The 18,620-nt window shown below is 40.9% G+C and carries 10 protein-coding genes; 3 read left to right on the forward strand and 7 right to left on the reverse strand.

All coding sequences use genetic code 11. The features are described from left to right. Positions 1-653 precede the first annotated feature (653 nt). Positions 654-1,445: a DUF1868 domain-containing protein gene (locus VB620_RS11040; protein ID WP_323196200.1), complete on the reverse strand. Its 792-nt coding sequence runs from the start codon at positions 1,443-1,445 to the stop codon at positions 654-656. Between the two features lie 638 nt (positions 1,446-2,083). On the opposite strand from VB620_RS11040, the gene VB620_RS11045 reads away from it, so the two are divergent. Then, positions 2,084-2,554: a tetratricopeptide repeat protein gene (locus VB620_RS11045; protein WP_323196201.1), complete on the forward strand. Its 471-nt coding sequence runs from the start codon at positions 2,084-2,086 to the stop codon at positions 2,552-2,554. Between the two features lie 164 nt (positions 2,555-2,718). Here the strand turns inward: VB620_RS11045 and VB620_RS11050 are convergent, their stop codons facing one another. Next, positions 2,719-3,738, reverse strand: a complete 1,020-nt coding sequence (locus tag VB620_RS11050) for a tRNA dihydrouridine synthase (protein WP_323196202.1) — start codon at positions 3,736-3,738, stop codon at positions 2,719-2,721. 85 nt (positions 3,739-3,823) lie between these two features. Beyond that, positions 3,824-4,279, reverse strand: coding sequence for an EVE domain-containing protein (locus VB620_RS11055; protein WP_323196203.1), 456 nt, complete (start codon positions 4,277-4,279; stop codon positions 3,824-3,826). 221 nt (positions 4,280-4,500) lie between these two features. On the opposite strand from VB620_RS11055, the gene VB620_RS11060 reads away from it, so the two are divergent. After that, positions 4,501-10,647: a lamin tail domain-containing protein gene (locus VB620_RS11060; RefSeq protein WP_323196204.1), complete on the forward strand. Its 6,147-nt coding sequence runs from the start codon at positions 4,501-4,503 to the stop codon at positions 10,645-10,647. A 136-nt stretch (positions 10,648-10,783) separates the two neighbouring features. Here the strand turns inward: VB620_RS11060 and VB620_RS11065 are convergent, their stop codons facing one another. The 4 genes from VB620_RS11065 to VB620_RS11080 all read right to left on the reverse strand — a co-directional run bounded on the left by VB620_RS11065 (position 10,784) and on the right by VB620_RS11080 (position 17,787). After that, positions 10,784-12,262, reverse strand: coding sequence for a ShlB/FhaC/HecB family hemolysin secretion/activation protein (locus VB620_RS11065; protein ID WP_407674196.1), 1,479 nt, complete (start codon positions 12,260-12,262; stop codon positions 10,784-10,786). A 383-nt stretch (positions 12,263-12,645) separates the two neighbouring features. After that, complete coding sequence (locus tag VB620_RS11070) at positions 12,646-15,186, reverse strand: CHAT domain-containing protein (RefSeq protein WP_323196206.1); 2,541 nt, start codon at positions 15,184-15,186, stop codon at positions 12,646-12,648. Between the two features lie 253 nt (positions 15,187-15,439). Beyond that, positions 15,440-16,597 carry a DUF1822 family protein gene (locus tag VB620_RS11075; protein WP_323196207.1) on the reverse strand — a complete coding sequence of 386 codons (1,158 nt, stop codon included), beginning with the start codon at positions 16,595-16,597 and terminating at the stop codon, positions 15,440-15,442. Positions 16,598-16,611: 14 nt separating this feature from the next. Continuing rightward, positions 16,612-17,787: a sigma-70 family RNA polymerase sigma factor gene (locus tag VB620_RS11080; RefSeq protein WP_323196208.1), complete on the reverse strand. Its 1,176-nt coding sequence runs from the start codon at positions 17,785-17,787 to the stop codon at positions 16,612-16,614. 337 nt (positions 17,788-18,124) lie between these two features. Between VB620_RS11080 and VB620_RS11085 the strand changes: the two genes are divergently transcribed. Continuing rightward, positions 18,125-18,364, forward strand: coding sequence for a mersacidin/lichenicidin family type 2 lantibiotic (locus VB620_RS11085; protein WP_323196209.1), 240 nt, complete (start codon positions 18,125-18,127; stop codon positions 18,362-18,364). Positions 18,365-18,620 lie beyond the last annotated feature (256 nt).

Genomic DNA, 18,620 nt, shown 5'->3' on the forward strand with positions numbered 1-18,620 from the left:
AGACAAATTAAAAAAAGCCTTAATTCGTAGGTTGGGTTGGGTTAAGCGAGAGCGCAACCTACAAAAAATAGCTAAGGTATTGAGGATAGAAGTGCTTTAGCTATCTTAATTAAAGATGAACATAATTAAATACAACCTCAACTAGTAAGATTTCCGATAGGATTTCATTCTTGAAAATCGAGACTTGAGAAAAATCAATACAGCTTTTAACATCACCCAGATTGATATATATGTGGAAATCAAAATGACGAAAAATTATCTGTCATGTTTCCGCAATACAGCAAATGACTGAAATTCTGCGGCTTAATTTGTAGCGTTCAGCCCGAATATCTGCCATTTATGAGATTAATTTCATTAAAAAAAGGTTGCTCCCAAGAAACACATGAGGATTATTTTCCTCAAAAATTTGCTATATCAGGATAACAAAATGTGTTTCTTAGAAGAGGTTTATAGCAATTGTCTATGAGATTTTGCCAAATTTATCTAGAGACTTGATATATACAGGACTTACGCAACAATTGCCAAAAATCTTGATTTATCCAACCGCCAAGCCGCCAAGAACGCCAAGAAAACGTAGATTATGCGTAAGTCCTAATATAAAGTTTCAACAGCAAATAAGAAAAGGCATCTCCATTAAGAAACGATATCAGTCCCTAAAAATTTAAACTCGGCCACTCTGGTTGACGATAATAGTGTGTCATATCGTCAAATTTCCGTAGTTCCACACGGTCGATTAAAAATTTGGGAGAATCCGACAGCCATTGCTGATTTAATTCAGACAGCACATTTGTGAGATTTATACGGTCTAAATCTGCGGAAATATTGCCAAAATAGCCTAATGTCACATGGGCTGTAAACAGGTGATAATGCTGTTCAATACCTAAGGCCATTAACTGAGGATTTTGATAAATTTGACGGCGAAATTGGATAATTTGGTCATAGCTACTTTGATCCTGGGGGACTAAACAAATACCTATAGCTCTAGGCATGACTATTAATCCCAGCATTTGCCATTTAATCGGATTGGTTTCATTTGTCATGGATTGTTGATACTTCTGAAATATTTCAGCACAACAAGAATTTAACTGCTCTCCAAATTCAGGGTTTTTTTCAGACGCATGAACATAAGCACTGTCCCAAATCAAGTCAGCTAAAGTCAGATGAAAGCTAGCTGGGGGTAGAGGGACGATCAAATCGGTGTTGATCGGTAACTGTAAAATTTGCTGCTGGTAAGATTGTAATTTGCTATAGAAACTAGCGTTTTTTGCATCTTCTGCCGCAGGTGGGGTAATGAGTGAATAACCTGGAAAAGGTGCGGCTTGTCTGGAGCCAGAATGCAAATGAAACTTAGCAGATTCCTGAATATGCTGAATTTGGGATCTGTAAGCTTCTGGTAGGGTCATTCTTGCTACCCGATTCAAGTAAGTTTGATAGTTGTCGTCCAATATTTTTAGCCTCGCGCTCTCACTTGATAGATTGTAGGGAAATTTACTCACATTAGCAGAGTGATTCAAAAAGTGTAAGCTCCTGGCGTTGAATTGATCGCCAAAAGCGGCGGGAAGCCGATTCCTTCTAGGTATGAGAGGGATAGCCGATCTGCCACATTGACGCGCTACGGAGAGCTAGGAAGGATTAATTTGGGACTCTACTGAATATCTTCTGTGAGGTGGCGGCAAATTGTCCTAGAGAGGTTCTGTAGAGATGAGGACTGGGAACACATTTTTCTCGTACTCCCTATACTTATGCTTCTTTGCTCCGTTATGTTTGGGATTCACCACTGGATAAAACAGCATATTCTTGTGTGTTTTTTTCTGAACTATTGGTTAACACGTATTTGTGATCTGGTAATAGTTAGTTTTTGGTTTTGAAACCTTGCTGTTCTCATGATTAATCATTGAGGATAAAATATCTGATTTTTTGCTGAAAAGTATTACTTCATACATAAAAACTATTCCGATTTGCTTAATATTTAATGAGTAGGGCAAAAAATTAAAGATGTCTTTAAAAAAGGCTGATTAGATTTTCGGGAAAACTTGATATTTTAAAACAAAGATACAAAAATATAATCTCTGATTTCAAATTTATGGATTCTTTATCTATTAACTCGTTACTGGAAGACTTGAAAAACCCGGATGTGAAAGTGAGAGAGCAAGCCACTAAGAAACTCTGGCGGATCTGGTTTCAGCAGAAGGGAATTTATGGGTTAGAAAGAATTGAGCAGAGTCAAAAATTACTGGATGCGGGGGAAATGGCTCAAGCTGAAGTAATATTGACGGAACTGATCGAACAGCAACCAGATTTTGCTGAGGCTTGGAATCGCCGGGCTTTTTTGTATTACAGTATGGGTGAGTATCAATTATCTCTAGGAGACTGCGAGAGGGTGATTCAGATTAACCCAGTACATTTTGGCGCTCTACATGGGATGGGCTTGTGTTACGCTGCCTTGAGAGAGTACCGTCAAGCTATTAAAGCATTTAAACGGGCTTTAGAAATACAACCCTATTCGTTGGTGAATCAAAAATTAATTTTAGAATGTACACTCAAGCTCAAGTAAGTAATATTAATTTGATATGAAGATGCAGACAAAGAACTCCACCCTAACCCTCCCCGCTAGCAGGTAGGGAACTGGAGAGGTAGAAATATAGCCGTAGCCTCATAAATAATTGCTATAAGTTGTTTCTTGTATAGTTAGTATTTATTTTATTGATTGGAAGTGCGTTAAATGCCTGAGTAGGGTGTGAGGGCTAAAGTTTTTGTCAGATCACTCAGGAGAACGCGATCGCACAGATTAAGCAGTTCTACCTCGGTCTGGCTGTGTCGCATTCGCCGCAGGAAATCACCGTCAGTATCAACACTGAGGGCAATGTAGTTGAGAAACCTTTTGAGGTAGCCAATACGCGCTCTTTCTGGCATGGTTGCGGCGGCTGGGGTTTGGCATAAACGGTCAATATAGTTGCGTACCTCTACTAAAGGAACGGGGGTAATCGGCTCGCAGCGCAAAGCCTGACGAATTTGATTAAACAGCCAAGGATTCCCAATAGCCCACCTTCCCACCATTACACCCGCCGCGCCGGTTTGAGAAAGCACTTCTAGGGCTGTTGTTGCTGAGTGGATATTGCCATTAGCCAGCACTGGACAATCGACCCGTCTCACAGCTTCAGCAATCAAATCATATTTCACTGCGCCGTGGTACATATCTTTGACTGTGCGACCATGAACACTGAGTAAATCAATACTGTGGCGATTAATTAAATCTAGAATTTCGTAAAAGGTATCCGTATTTTCAAAGCCTAAGCGCATCTTGACCGTCAAAGGGCGATCGCTCACAGCCTGTCTTAATTCTCCCAAAATCCGATCCACTTTTTCCGGTGAAAGCAGCAAGCCACCCCCAACATTTTTGCGATAAATTCTCGGTGCGGGACAGCCCATATTCAAGTCAACTCCAGCGATATTATAGCCGCAGAGTTCCTGTGCTGTTCTGACTAAATCTGGAATACTTTCGCCAATCATTTGGGCAAAAACGGGGCGACCCGTGTCATTTTCCGTGATTGCTGCCAGAATGCTACGATTGAGCCGTGAGGTATCATTAACCCGGAAATACTCAGTGAAAAAGTAGTCAGGACTGCCATAGTGGGCGATAACCTTCATAAACCAGAGATTTGTCACATCCTGCATGGGTGCAAGGGCGATGAGGGGTAAGTCCTTCTGGAGAGATGCGGGCAGTGATACCAGGGGCATAAATATTCCAGCGATCGACAAAGCATCACTCTATCAAAAAATGGTTACTAATCAGCGCCATTCATTCCCCGCATTCAACCAACTTTTAAAGAGTTTTCAAGCCCTGAATCTTCATCGCCACCGCTTCAGGAACCGGAATCACCGATAAACGATTTCCTCGCCTCACCACCATTAGTTCTTCGGGGTCAAACTTTTCTCGGAGGGTTGACAGACTAATAGGGTGATCAAAAGTTTCCACAAATTCCACTACAACTGTTTGCCAACGGGGTGATTCCGGACTAGATTTCGGGTCATAGTATTTACTATTTGGCTCAAACTGGGTGGGGTCAGCAATATCATTTTTCACTATCCGCATTAACCCCACAATGCCCGGAGGATTGGTGTTGGAGTGATAGAAAAAAGCTAAATCTCCAGGGAGCATTTGACGCAAATAATTGCGAGCTTGATAATTGCGAACACCATCCCAAATAGTCTCACTCTGCCGTTGAAGGTCAGCGATACTATAAACTAATGGTTCCGACTTCATCAGCCAATAATTCATTCTAATTCTTTACTTAACTTCTAGAGTTTTATGTTTTGATTCTTTTATTCATTATCCTCGAAAATTGACAGTACATCTTTATTCTCTTATGTTTGCAACGGTATTGATAATGTTCTAATAACTTTTACTTTTTGTTCCCTTAACCAAACTGGGTAAACCTAGTAGATAAGATACTAATTAATTATTTTGATCTGATTTCTTAAATAGGGAAAATCTAACTTATGGCACTTACAGCCGGAAATATCGCATTTGTTGGGTTTAATGCGGACGGTAATGACAATATTGCTTTTGTGGCATTAGTTGACATTAACCCTAACGAAGTAATTATTTTTGAGGATAACGAGTGGAATGGTACTACTTGGAATGATACAAATGAAGGTGCATTTAGCTGGACATCTGACAGTTTAATTGCCGCAGGAACTATTATTCGTATTGATAATATTGGTTCTGGAGAGATTGTCGCCAGCACAGGAACAATTATTCAACCTGTAGCAGAACGAGGTAATAATAGAGGACTCAGCGCCAGTGGGGAAGTGCTTTATGCTTATCAGGGAGATGCAAGTTCACCCATATTTATTACTGCGATCGCAGGGGGTGGTTTTAGTGAAAGCAATGGAACACTCACCAATACAGGCTTAACGGCTGGGGTAAATGCTCTAGATTTATCATCACTAGCTGCTGGTGGGGCGGATGTAGCTGCTTTTAACAGTGATAGAACAGGTGCAGCTAATTTTGCTGACTATTTACCAATTATTAATAATCCTAGCAATTGGATTGCTCAAGATGGTTCTGGCGATCAGAGTATTGATACCATTGCCCCAGATGTACCTTTTAGTGACACAGCCTTTACATTAGCAACTATAGCGACGACTGCATCCATAAAAATCACCGAATATCTTTACTCCGGGGGTGATGGTGAATTTGTCGAGTTGACAAACATCAGTGATACTGCTGTGGATTTGACAGGTTGGAGTTACTCAGATAGCGATCGCATTCCTGGTACATTTTCCCTCAGTGACTTTGGTACAGTACAACCAGGGGAATCAGTTATTTTCACCGAAACTGCTGATGTGGCTGCATTCCGCACAGCTTGGGGTCTGGATTCCACAGTTAAAGTAATTGGCAATTCTGCGCCAGGACTAGGACGCGGTGATGAAATCAATATCTACGACAATAATAATCAACTTGTAGATCGCCTCACCTATGATGATCGCATTGCTGGGGTGCGGACTCAAAATGCCAGTGGTTGGACACAAGTCGAAAATCTAGGCATTAATGATTCTACAAAATGGCAATTGTCCGCCATTGCCGATCTTCAAAGTTCCGTTATTTCCACTGCTAATGATATTGGTAATCCTGGAAGCTATGCAACTGAAATTGTCCCAACTATTATCCTCACTCAAACTGAGGGTAGTATATCTGTAAGAGAAACCGGTGAAACTGATACTTATACCCTGGGACTAACTACCGTTCCCACCGCCGCCGTCAATATCAATATTAGCGTCTCTGATGGACAGACTCTCCTGAGTACAGATGGGGTTAACTTCTCTGCTAATCTGTCCCTAAACCTGAGTGATACTACACCCCAGACAATTACCGTTCAAGCTGTAGATGATGGTATTTTTGAAACTAAACCTCATAGTGGTGCGATCGCTCATAGCATTTCCAGCACTGATCCTATTTACAACAGTCTGACAATTCCTAACCTCACAGTTAGCATCACCGATAACGACACCGCACCAAATCCACCCGCAATTAGAATTACAGAATATCAAGACGGTGGCAATGGTAGCGAATTTTTTGAAATTACCAACATTGGTGATACTGAAGTTGATCTGACAGGTTGGAGTTATGACGATGAATCTCGCATCCCTGGTACAGTTTCCCTGAGTGCTTTTGGCATAGTTGGTGCTGGTGAGTCAGTAATTGTCACAGAAAATAACGCTGACAGTTTCCGCACAGATTGGGGTTTGTCCTCATCAGTAAAAATAATTGGAGAACTCACGGTTAACTTAGGTCGTGAAGATGAAATCAATATCTTTGATAGCAGCAATCAACTCATTGATAGCTTCTCCTATGGAGATACCACCAAATTTCCAGGGACATCAAGAGCAAATGGTGTCAGTGCTTGGACAGCATCCGCTAATCTCGGTAACAATGATGCGACTCAATGGACACTTTCAACTCTGGGAGATGGTTTAAATTCCTTTAATTCTCTCAGTGGGGGACTTGGTAATCCTGGTAGTTATAGCAGTGCAGCCGTTCTTAGTCCTGCGGTTTTAGTCAGTCAGTCTGATAATAATACAGTGGTAACAGAAGGTGGTGTAACTGACACCTATACCATTGTTTTGAGAAGTCAACCGACAGCAGATGTAGAAATTGCCATTAATCCAGATGATCAATTGACTGTCAGTAGCGATACTTTGACTTTCACCTCTGCAAATTGGAATATTCCCCAAAGTGTAACTGTAAACGCCGTTGATGATGCCTTATCAGAAGGAGATCATACAGGATCAATTTCCCATTCTGCCACCAGTGCAGATGCTGGTTATAACGGAATTACAGTTCCCACAATTGCCACAGTTAATATTACTGACAATGATGGATCAGTAGGTGCAGTTCCCACAATTACAGAAAACACCACTTCACCTTTAATTAATCTCCCTGCTACAGGTTCAGGATTTTTAAGTGGTGCGATTGATGATCCCACAGATCCGGCTAGGATATTGGGTGTTGATTTAGTAATTACTGATGCTGATACACCTGTGGAAAATCTCACAGTTACAGTTACTAGCAACAATCAATCAGTTGTCCCCAATGCTAATTTAAACCTGACAGGCAGTGGTGGTACACGCAACTTGAAAATTCATCCCACTGGAGTTGGATTTGCAGATATCACCATATCAGTCAGCGATGGTGACAATGTTGTGGAATACATGATCAATTATGGGGCTTCTGCTGCTTCCGTTGTTCCTGATACCACCCGCTTCCACTATGGTACAAGTGACGCTTCCACAGCGATCGCCATTGATGCTGATTATATGTTGGTAGCTGATGATGAAGACCAAATTATTCGTCTTTACGATCGCAATCAGTCAGGATCACCAATTACCAGTTTTGATTTCTCCACTTTCCCTGGTTTAGATGGGGAAGTAGACCTGGAAGGTTCAGTACAAATTGGCAATACAATTTACTGGATTGGTTCTCACGGTAACAACTCTAGCAACAATGACGCTCCTAATCGAGAACGGATTTTTGCGACTACAGTTTCTGGAACAGGTATCAATACAACCCTGGACTTTGCCGGATCTTACAGATTTCTCGAAGATGATTTAATTGCTTGGGATAACAATAATGGTCATGGACTCGGTGCTGGTTTCCTTGGTTTAGCAGCCAGTGCAGCTTCTGGTGTTTCTGTTAGTACCGCTAATGGCTTTAATATTGAAGGTTTAACCTCTAGTCCCGATGGTAACAGTCTGTATGTTGCTTTCAGGACACCACTAGAACCTACCAGTAACCGTACTCAAGCCTTAATTATACCCGTTACTAATTTCTCCTCAATTCTCGATAATACAGGCGGTACAACAGGTTCAGCTACCTTTGGCGCACCTATCCAGTTAGATTTAGGCGATCGCGGTATTCGCAGTATCGAACGCAATAATACAGGGGAATATGTGATTATCGCCGGTTCAGTGGGAGCAGCAACTGATACCGCACCCAATGATTTCCGTCTTTATACCTGGACTGGTAATGCTGGAGATGCACCAGTATTGAGAACAGCAGATTTAACTGCTTTAAACACCAATGGTAGTTTTGAGGGCATTGTTACCGTTCCAGATAACCTCACAGGTAATACCAAGATTCAATTATTAGTAGATAATGGTGACACCTTCTGGTACAACAACAGCACAGCATCTAAAGACTTAGATCAAGACAATTTCCAGAAGTTTCGGACTGAAGAAATTACCCTTGATGCCATCAAAATTCATACCATTCAAGGAGCAGGTCACACATCACCGTTAATTGGGCAAATTGTTACAGATGTCCCCGGTATTGTTACTGCTGTTGACTCCAATGGTTTTTATCTCCAAGATCCCAACCCTGATGACAATATCGCCACCTCTGAAGCTATTTTTGTCTTTACCGGTAGCGCTCCTACAGTCAGCGTTGGCGACTCTATCATTATTACAGGTACAGTCAGTGAATTTACCCCCGGTGGAGCTAGTACAGGCAACCTTTCCACTACCCAAATAGGTGGCAATCCCACAATAACTATCCTCTCCAGTGGTAATGCTTTACCTAGTGCTGTGATTATTGGTGCGGGCGGTCGAGTGCCTCCATCCCAGGTCATTGACGACGACGGACTCACATCCTTTGACCCTACCACTGATGGTATTGATTTTTACGAATCTCTTGAAGGAATGCGAGTCACAGCTACAGATTTAATTGCGGTGAGTGCTACCAACAGGTTTGGAGAAATTTATACCGTTGCTGATAATGGTGCGGGTGCAACTGGTTTAAGTGAACGTGGCACAATTAACATTGCACCGGATGACTTTAACCCCGAACGTATCCAGATTGACGCAGATAATGGTGTGTTTGATTTTGCCTTCCCTAATGTGAATGTCGGCGATAGGTTGGGTGATGTCACTGGTGTAGTCGGTTATAACTTTGGCAACTTTGAGGTAATTCCCACGGAAGATTTTGTCAGTAATATTCAGTCTGCTAATTTGCAACCTGAAGTTACTACATTGAATCAGGATAGTGATACTTTAGCGATCGCAACTTACAATGTTCTTAACCTTGATCCTAATGATGGTGATGGTGATCAAGATGTTGCTGATGGTCGTTTTAATGCGATCGCAAATCAAATCGTCAATAATCTCAAAAGTCCTGATATCATCGGTTTACAGGAGATTCAAGACAATAGTGGCAGTACAAATGATGGTGTCACTAGCGCCAGTGTAACTCTACAAACTCTAATTGATGCGATAACCGCCGCAGGTGGCCCCACTTACCAATTCATTGATAATACTTTCATTAGCAATAACAACAGTGGTGGACAGCCCGGCGCAAATATCCGTAACGCTTTCTTATACAATGACAGTCGTGTGGATTTGGTAGCAGATTCTGTTCAAACTGTTCCCTCTTCTTCCTTTGCTGCTTTCACCGATACTCGCTTACCACTAATAGCCAACTTCGCTTTCAATGGTGAAGAGATCACAGTAATTAACAATCACTTCTCATCTAAAGGTGGTAGCAGTCCATTATTTGGTCAAAATCAACCTTCCGTTGGCGGTGAATCTGTTGGTAATGGCCAGGAAGACATTACAATTAATGGTTCGTTAGATCAACGTCGCGCCCAAGCTCAAGCAGTAAATGATTTTGTAGATGGAATTTTGGCAACTAATCCTAATTCTAAAGTTGTTGTCGTTGGTGACTTGAACGAATTTGAGTTTATTTCCCCCTTAAGTATTTTGGCAGGTGGTAGTAATCCTGTGCTTACCAACCTCACCAATACCTTGCCAGAAAATGAGCGCTATACCTTCAACTTTGATGGTAATTCCCAATCCTTAGATCATATTTTAGTCAGCAATAATTTGAGTGCAAATACCCAAGTTGACATCGTTCATGTTAATAGCGAGTTTGTAGATAATGCTCAACGCGCAAGTGACCACGACCCAATTTTAGTAACCCTGACAATAACTGAGAATACCAATATCCCTAAATTATCTGCTGTTGGTACACCGGATAATGATGATATCTTCCCGGTTCAAGGTAGCACCTTTGATGGAATACAAAATATTCTCTTTACTGGAGCAAGCAATGATACCGTAGACCTCCAACTTGGCAGATTAGTTAACACAGGAAATAACCGGATTAATCTCGGTAGTGGTGAGGATATTATCTACGTCAGTCGCAATGATAGAGCTTTTGGTAGCAGTGGTGATGATGAATTTGATGCTAATGATGCTCAAGGTGGAAATCGGATGTCCGGTGGTGCTGGTGATGACGTTTTCTATCTAGGTAGCAATGACCGAGCTTTAGGTGGTGAAGGTAATGATAGTTTCTTTGTGCAAGCAGGTGGTGGTAACTTGCTTTCTGGTGGTGCTGGTAATGATAAATTCTGGATTGTTAATGCGGAATTACCACAAGCTGCTAATACCATTGTTGACTTCCAAATTGGTGCTGATGTGATTGGTATTAACGGCGCTGTTAGCTTAGGTATTACTACCTCAACACTCCAGTTAAATCAAGTAGGTGCTGATACTCAGATTAACTTTAATAATCAAACTCTTGCTGTTCTTAATAACATTCAAGCTTATAGATTGGATGTGACTAACTCTAACCAGTTCCTATTAGTGTAATTAGAGTTTGCTCTATTTCTTAATAGGACTTACGCATAATCTACATTTTCTTGGCGTTCTTGGCGGTTGGATAAATCAAGATTTTTGGCAATTATTGCGTAAGTCCTGTTTTCTTTTTGTCCAAAGTCCAGTAATTTCAAAAAGCATTGTATTGCAAATAAAAATACAGCCCATTTTCTTGCCATGTCCCTCCATTATTTGAGTCAACAGATACTAAAGGAATACCCCAATCTAGACGAGCTGTGAAGCGATCGCCCTGCAACCATTGCAAACCTAAACCAATAGCAGCTAAAGTATTATGCTGAGGATTTTCTCTACCCGAATTATTCCAACCCACACCCAAATCTGCAAAGGGAATAACCTGCAACATTCCACCTATGTTAGCTGCTCGTACAATTGGTATTTGGACTTCAGCTGAAGCTAAAGCGCCATTATCCGTGAACAAGAAATTTTGACGATAACCACGCACACTTCCCGAACCCCCCAAACCCCACTGTTCCAAAGGCAAAAGCGGTCTAGAGGCAAGTTGCGTATTTGCACGGAGTAGTAATAATGTTTCCGGGGCTAAGAGACGTACCCATTGGGCTTGACCCTGCCAACTGAAAAAGCGACTATCAGGAGGGTCAGTATTAATTGTGGCATTGAATGCCCCCACACCCAAATTAAATTGGGACCTGAGAGCAATTACCTCTTGGCTATTGCGAGTTGTCCATTCTTGGAAAAAACGTAATGCTGATATACCTGTGCGTCCGGCTTCATCTGCTCCCACAGCCGGGAATGGTTCGCGTTTTTCTTGCAGATAAGAGGCTTCACTTTCAATGCGAGCTGCTGTTACACCAAGGGCAAATTCCTGGGTGGGAGTTTGGACTAATGGCTGGCGAAATGTCAATTCGTAGTAGCGAGAAGAGGATTCGATTTCTAGAATGTTGAAAGGACGTTCAATCACATTCCCAGAAGCAGTACCAAAGTTAAAACTGAGAGTTCCGTTGTGAGGATTGAGAGGTAGTAAGTAACTGGCATCTAAAGCGTTGCTACCATCGGTGTTAGTATAAGTGACATTTAAACCATCTCCAATTCCCAGCAAATTACCTTCGTTAAATTGTAACCTGCGCCGGAAACTACCTACGGCTGGCGATCGCCCATTATCTAAAATCACTTTGGCGCTAAAAGATTTTTCCTCCTCAATTTTCACCTCTAGCAGACTACTATTGGGGCGTAAACCAGTGGACAATTTCGCCGAGATATTAGCAATTAAAGGATTTCGTTGTAAAAGTTGCAATCCCTCCAGTAAACGTTTCTGATTCAGAGGCACAGTACTGGCGATCGCCAAACGGCTACGGATATAATTAGGATTCAGTCGTCGAGTACCAGTAATTTGGATCTCCTCCAACTCACCTTCCACCACCTGAATTTTCACCACACCAGACTGAATCTCTTGCAATGGGATATAAGCACCAGAAGTAATGTAGCCTTGATTTACATATAGTGCCGTAATTTCAGAACGAGCCTGAAAAAGTTCCCTCATCGTAATCGGCCGTTTAGTAAACTCAGCCACAGCTTCAGCTAACTCCGCCGCACTAAAAACCGTACTCCCCAAAACTTCAAACCGTTCCACAACAATAGTTGCACCCACATCACTAGGTAATGCATCTTCTGGGCTAAAACTGGGAGGAGGAGATGGAAGTAAATCTGCTGGTGGCGGTAATAGCTGTTCTGGTGTTGGGAGTGGAGCAGGTGAAGATGGTTGAATATCCTGGGCTGGTGGTAATCTTTGAGAGAAAATGAAATTTCCCCTTGATACCTCTTCCGCTTGAGCTGGCAATAAAAATATACTCACAAGCAACCAAAAAAACAGCGATTTTTTGACAGTATCCCAACTTAATAAAAATATAGAATACCCATGCAAAAGACCTAATAAAACCTCTTTCCTTGGCGTTCTTTGCGTCTTGGCGGTATGCGCTGCGCGCACGCTATGCGAACGTTTTTTCATATTTTTACTCAAAACCAATTACCAACTAATACATAAGCAGCCCAGTAACCAGGGCGACGATAATTAGGATAATTAGTTAATAATTTTACCTGAGCGCGACGCAATGCCTCCGCCTTAGTCACTTGATTATTGACTAACTCATTGTAAAATTCACCAATTAAAATCGCAGTAGATTGGTCATTAATATGCCACAGTGAAGCAATTGTACTGCGTGCGCCGGCCTTAATCGCTGCACCTGCTAACCCTAATGTCGCCCGATTATCACCCGTCGCAGTTTGGCAAGCACTTAAAACTAACAATTCTAAAACTTGCCTATTAGTTTCACTCTGACTGCGGAGTAAACTATCAAACTCTAAGACATTAATCGTACCATCATTAGCGAGAATAAAAGTATCTTCCGGGCGAGAACTAAACTGGCCGTGAGTTGCCAAATGTAAGACATTAAAAGTAACATTATTCACATTATTTTCTAAAGTTATGCTAGTAAAATCCGTATCTATAAGTTGTTTAGTAGATGCACCTGTTTGAGCAATCAGGTCAAATTCTAACTTGATTCCTGGTAAAGGCGGGAATGTGGAAAAACCCGGCGGTGGTTCCACTAAACCAGCAGCCAATACATTTACTGGTGTTGTCGCCAGCGCTTTAGGACTTAATAGCTGCAAACCTAGACTGAGAGCAACAGCATATTTTTCTACCAAATATTTTTCACCATCATAAAGAGCCGCTAGTGGGATATTTCTTAATGCTCCATCGAGAACAAAAACTAGAGTATTAACTTGATTTTTTTGTAAATCAGTTTCAATAGGTTTAATTAACCAGTTATAGACTTCTTGAGAAAGGGTTTCTACTTCTGCTGTTCTATCTGGTTCTAAAATATATTCTTGTAGTTCTGCCAAAGTCTGCTCAAGTTCAACTTGAGATTTTTTCACTGTATGATAACGCAGTGGTTGTTGGGGAATTTTGACAATTACTTGTAATTCTTCTGGTAAAATAATGGGGTAAAGAATAGCAGTCTGAGGATTTTCCTTGTCTACTACTTGATCTAAAATTACCTTCTCTCCCTGTAAGCAAGCCTCTCGGAAAAAGTTATCTAATTCTGCTAACTGTAAAGCCTCTATGCGTGTTCTAGCTTTATCTAATATTTCTACGTTTGGTTTTTCCTCAGACAGCAATAAAGCCACCGACTGACGATAAACAGGTTCTACATTGTCTCGGAAATTAAATTGTATATCCTGATTGACTGCGACTAAATCAATACGGAGAGATTCTAAGGTTGCTATGGCTGCATCATAAGCTGCGATCGCCTCAGTAATATTACCCTGAGATTTTAACAGTCTAGCAATTTGCCATTGCCATAAATAAGCTATTTCTGGAGTATTACTGGTTTGTGATAAAATCAAAGCCTGTTCTGTAAGCTGCACAGCCTCAGCTAATTGTTGTGTTTGTTCATACAAAGTTCCTAGATTACCCAAAGCATAGGATTCAGCACGGATATCATCTAAATTCTGGGCTTGTTGAACAGCAGTAGCCAAGAGTGGAGCAATTTCGGATTTGGGAGTATTGAGACTACTCAAACTGTGAGCAAAATTAATCCAGGCGTAAATTGATGGACGAGAAGCTGGTAGTTCTGCAAGTAAAGATTCAATTTCTGGAATTAAATTTTGGGCGGCTGTAAATTGTTTTTCCGCAATTAATAAATTCAGATGATTAAGTCGGGCTTGAACTTTTGTCAGAGGGGAAGTTGATATTTCAAATGTTTGTTGATAAAATGCGATCGCCTGAGAATTTTTTTGTTGACTGCGAGCATTATTTGCCAAACTCAGGAGACTTGCAGATATATTTTCTTGTGAATTTAACCTTCGAGAAATCAGCAAACTTTGTTCTAAAGCCAGACGGGATTTTTCCCCATCTCCCATATTTTCTAAAGTCTCACCCAGAGAAAGTAAAACCGCAGCCTTAGTTAAAGAATCATCCTCAGTTGCTAAAGTTTCATTAACCCGTTGTATCTTGGTAAGAGATTGGTGATTAAAACCTTGATTACGTAATGCTTGAGCCTGATAAATTATAGCCAAAGCAGCACCATTTTTATCTCCTATTTTAGTATAAATATCTTCTGTTTTTTGCCAAGTAGTCAGAGATGCTTCTGGATTTCCCGTTAACAGTTGTAAGCGCCCTTGAATATCGAGACTTTGAGCCAAAACCCCTAAATTATTATTATCTTTATTTCCTTGTAAATCTAGACTTGTAGTAATAGCTAATTGGGCTTTTTCCCAGTCACCAAGTTGTTGATAAGTCAAGGATAAATTACTTAAGGCTACAGCTTGTTTTAAAGTATTTCCCTGCTGTTGATATTCTGCCACAGCTTCCTGTAAAACTGCTACTGCATCAGCAAACCTACCACCATCATAAAGTATTTGACCTTCAGCAATTTTAGTCTGGGAATTAGATATAGAAACCTTACCCCAAACTGGAGTCACCACAATACATATAGATACACTAAGTAAAACCAATAAACAGAAATTGATTAACTTACTTTTTCGATTGTTCACTATAGCATTTCCTCATCTAACAAAGTACAAAATCATCTGCGTTTATCTGCGTTTATCTATTACTGCTTACCGGGAGCATCCCAAATCTGCAAGTTTAATTTATTTATGGGATTTTCTTTAGAATAAACGAACCGCCAAGACGCAAAGAACGCCAAGAGAAGAGGGTTTTATAGGGTTTTTGCATTAGTTTCCATATTTTTACCAAATTGGGATGCTCCCCTTGTACCTCACCAGAATGGGAATTGCTATCATATTAAAACCGTAAAATTTCCCGTTCATAATCTTCCGGTACAGGGGAGACTTCCCAAACCAAACCTTCACCGGGTTCTAACATCACTTCCACATACAATTCTGCCACAGGAGTAGTTGCAGTATCTTCATTATTAGGAAATGGTTGTAAATCTTCCGTCAATAGTCTCAGTTGTAAACCTACAGGAATCATATTTTCTGGATTTCCATTGCGTAATGCAAACCGCCAAATTTGTTCCTCTGGATTACCTTTAGGGGAAATGCTTAATTCATAGGTATTACCAGCTACTGATATTTGGCGAGATAAACCCAAAATAGAGGTTTGACTTTCCAGACTCCTCATTCCAGAAGGGGAAGCTGTAAATTGTCGTAGTTCCCAGCCTAATTGTTGAGCAAAATTTGACACACTCCCTTGCAACCATTGCCCAATTGATTGTGATTGTACAATGCCTTGACGCAATTCATACAGGCTTTGTCGCCAACCACCGTGAGCCATTAACGCACCCCACAGAGGAAAGGGGACTTCTAAGCGGGGAAATTTGATATCTGCGTTGCTTAATCTTTGCAATAAATTCTCGGCTTGGGTTTGGGGTAAAGGTGGTAATTCAGTCACCGATGCACGTCTAATTTCTTCAGCATATAATTGATGAGTTACCCATAGTACATTCAAGTCTGGGATCAGCTGATCAGATTCTAAACTGTAGGTGCGATCGCCCGCATCATAAATAGCCAAAGTTTTCAATTGTTGATGAGTAGTGTAACCCAAAATTCTCATCCACCCTTCATCAGGATTTACCTGCACCCCTAAATAATAATCAGCCACCCATTCCGGAATATCCACCCATTCTTGAGGTACGCGCAACTCATCCACATCCATCGCTAAAGTCGGAAGTAACACCAAACGGGAGTCCTCAAAACTGATAGCAGAACCATTCACCACTTCCCAAAAACTTGGTAAAGTCGCCCTATTGGGATGCACTCTCGCATTAGGTGTAATTTCACCTTGTAACCAATCTAAAAATGTAGTTAAACAAATTTGATTCAACCAAGCACGCTGATAACCGCCAGGGGTGGAGTAATTATCTTCTACAGGTGGTGATGTCGGAACTATTTCTAGAACTAAGTCATTCTCAACAGCGAAAGCAACAGCAGCATCAAACATAATCTCAAGGGGTTCTACTTTAAAGGTGGGTGGGTATGGCTATAATAATTATTCAGCCATTCTTCTAGACTTTTACTTATTGCATCCACTACGACAGGTGTAGGCGAGATATGCAAACTATCTATACTCCACTGCGTTAGGGTAGTGAGTAATGAACGTTTGACACTGCTAAGACGGCGAGAAACAGTATATTGCTTAATTTCTAGCTCGGCCGCAATTTGTTGTTGAGTCAGCTTTTGCTGATAATAAACTTGGAGTAATTTTTGAGCCTGAATATCCAACCCTGCTAAAGCATCCATCAAAACTTGGTTTAATTGTGCTTGTTGTCTTTCCCTACTTGTAGACTCTTCTTGAGCAATAATTTCTGTGAGTAAGGATGCTGGTAAATCTGCGGGTAATGTATCTAATAAATTACCTGATTCTTGCCCATTAAAGGGAGCATCTACAGAGACAAACTTGGGGTAAAGAAAGTCTCGCACAGCTTTAGCGCAGGTACTCAGCCATTTTTCCAACGTTTCTGGAGTTAATTGGCTTAAGCTTTGTCTATTATAAAGTTGAGTGATGGCTTGCCATGTCGTCGCATCTGGTTTTCCCAATTGACGGATAGTTTGACTGTCACTGGTGTAGAGTTCCTGAAAACATTCCCAAGCTAAAACATAATTATTGATAATTTGACTATTAAAACCCGCATTAGTTAAGGAATTTCCCAACCGCTTGCGACTGATTTTATGCAGTAACGCCCAATCTGTGCAGATATCTGCTTCCTTTCCTAGACGTAGTGAGTCCTTGAGGAAACGCTCAAAAGCGTATTCTGCATAGCTTTTTAAATTTGTACTGTATTCAGGATTAAAATTTTTGAGAATTTTATAAATGCAGGAAATCGCCATCTGAAAACAATCAGCAAGAGAAAATCGACTGATAAAATTTACGGCGATTTTTCTGGAAACCCAGTAGCAGACTTCTTGTAAATAAGCCGAAATATGTCCCATTGCTAAAGGGCTGGATTCTATTTCCCAGATTTTGTACCAATAAAGCACCCAAAAATTATCAGATTTTTGTTGTGGGTATTGTTCTAAGCATCTTTTGATACTTCGCTGAAGTTTGCTATCTGTTGCCCAAAGGTTAAATCTATCTCCCTCAAACTGCACAAAGGTCGAGAATATTTCCGTAATCTCCTGTCGAGGTTGCATAAAATTTTGTGCGTATATAAAGTTAAGGGTTTACGAATATCTACTTAATTGTAATACATAGGACTGTGGGTATAGCAAAAGTCAAAAGTTGACCCTTTGACTATGCTGAGGCTAAAAAATGAAATGCTTGCTGTGAATAGGTTTTAGAGTTTTTATTATGTTCTCACCGCCAAAGCCGTTGCTATATTTTCGACATTTTGAAAAAAATTTTTTCTCCTAAGTGCATAAACATCTAAACCCATCGTATACAGCCACAGAGAGACGCAAGCACAGGTTAATACCTGAAAGCCCAGGTCAATTTATCACAATCATTACCGAATATCAAAGGAAAAAAATCATGTCTAATATCGATATTATCCGCGCTTGGAAAGATGAAGAATACCGCAACAGCCTAAGTGAAGAACAACGTTCTCAATTACCTGAAAATCCAGCTGGACTCATCGAACTACCTGATGAAGAGTCAGATGCTTTGTCTGGTGGTTGTTCATATTTTACAGGAACTTGTGGACGTGTCTGCGCGGTACTCACACCTAAATATGGCTGCAAAATTTGTGGAGGCGGAGGTTTCACATCTTGAGGTAGTGGAATCGAGAACCTAAATAGCCCATTTCGGTATGCGATGTCTACGCCTGTCGCAGGCATCGCAACTTTTTTCAATAATCTTACTTTAGCACTAAGAGGATTGGGTAGGCGATGGCTTGCCCATTTTCAGGAATTTCCAGTGAGATAATTTAATTTTTTTTGATGCTGAAATTGGGCTTTTTTTGATTTTAGGACTTACGCAGACTCTATGAGTTCTTGGCGTTCTTCTCCCAAGGGGAGACGCTACGCGA

It is taken from the genome of Nodularia harveyana UHCC-0300 (assembly GCF_034931085.1).
Lineage (GTDB): Bacteria > Cyanobacteriota > Cyanobacteriia > Cyanobacteriales > Nostocaceae > Nodularia > Nodularia harveyana.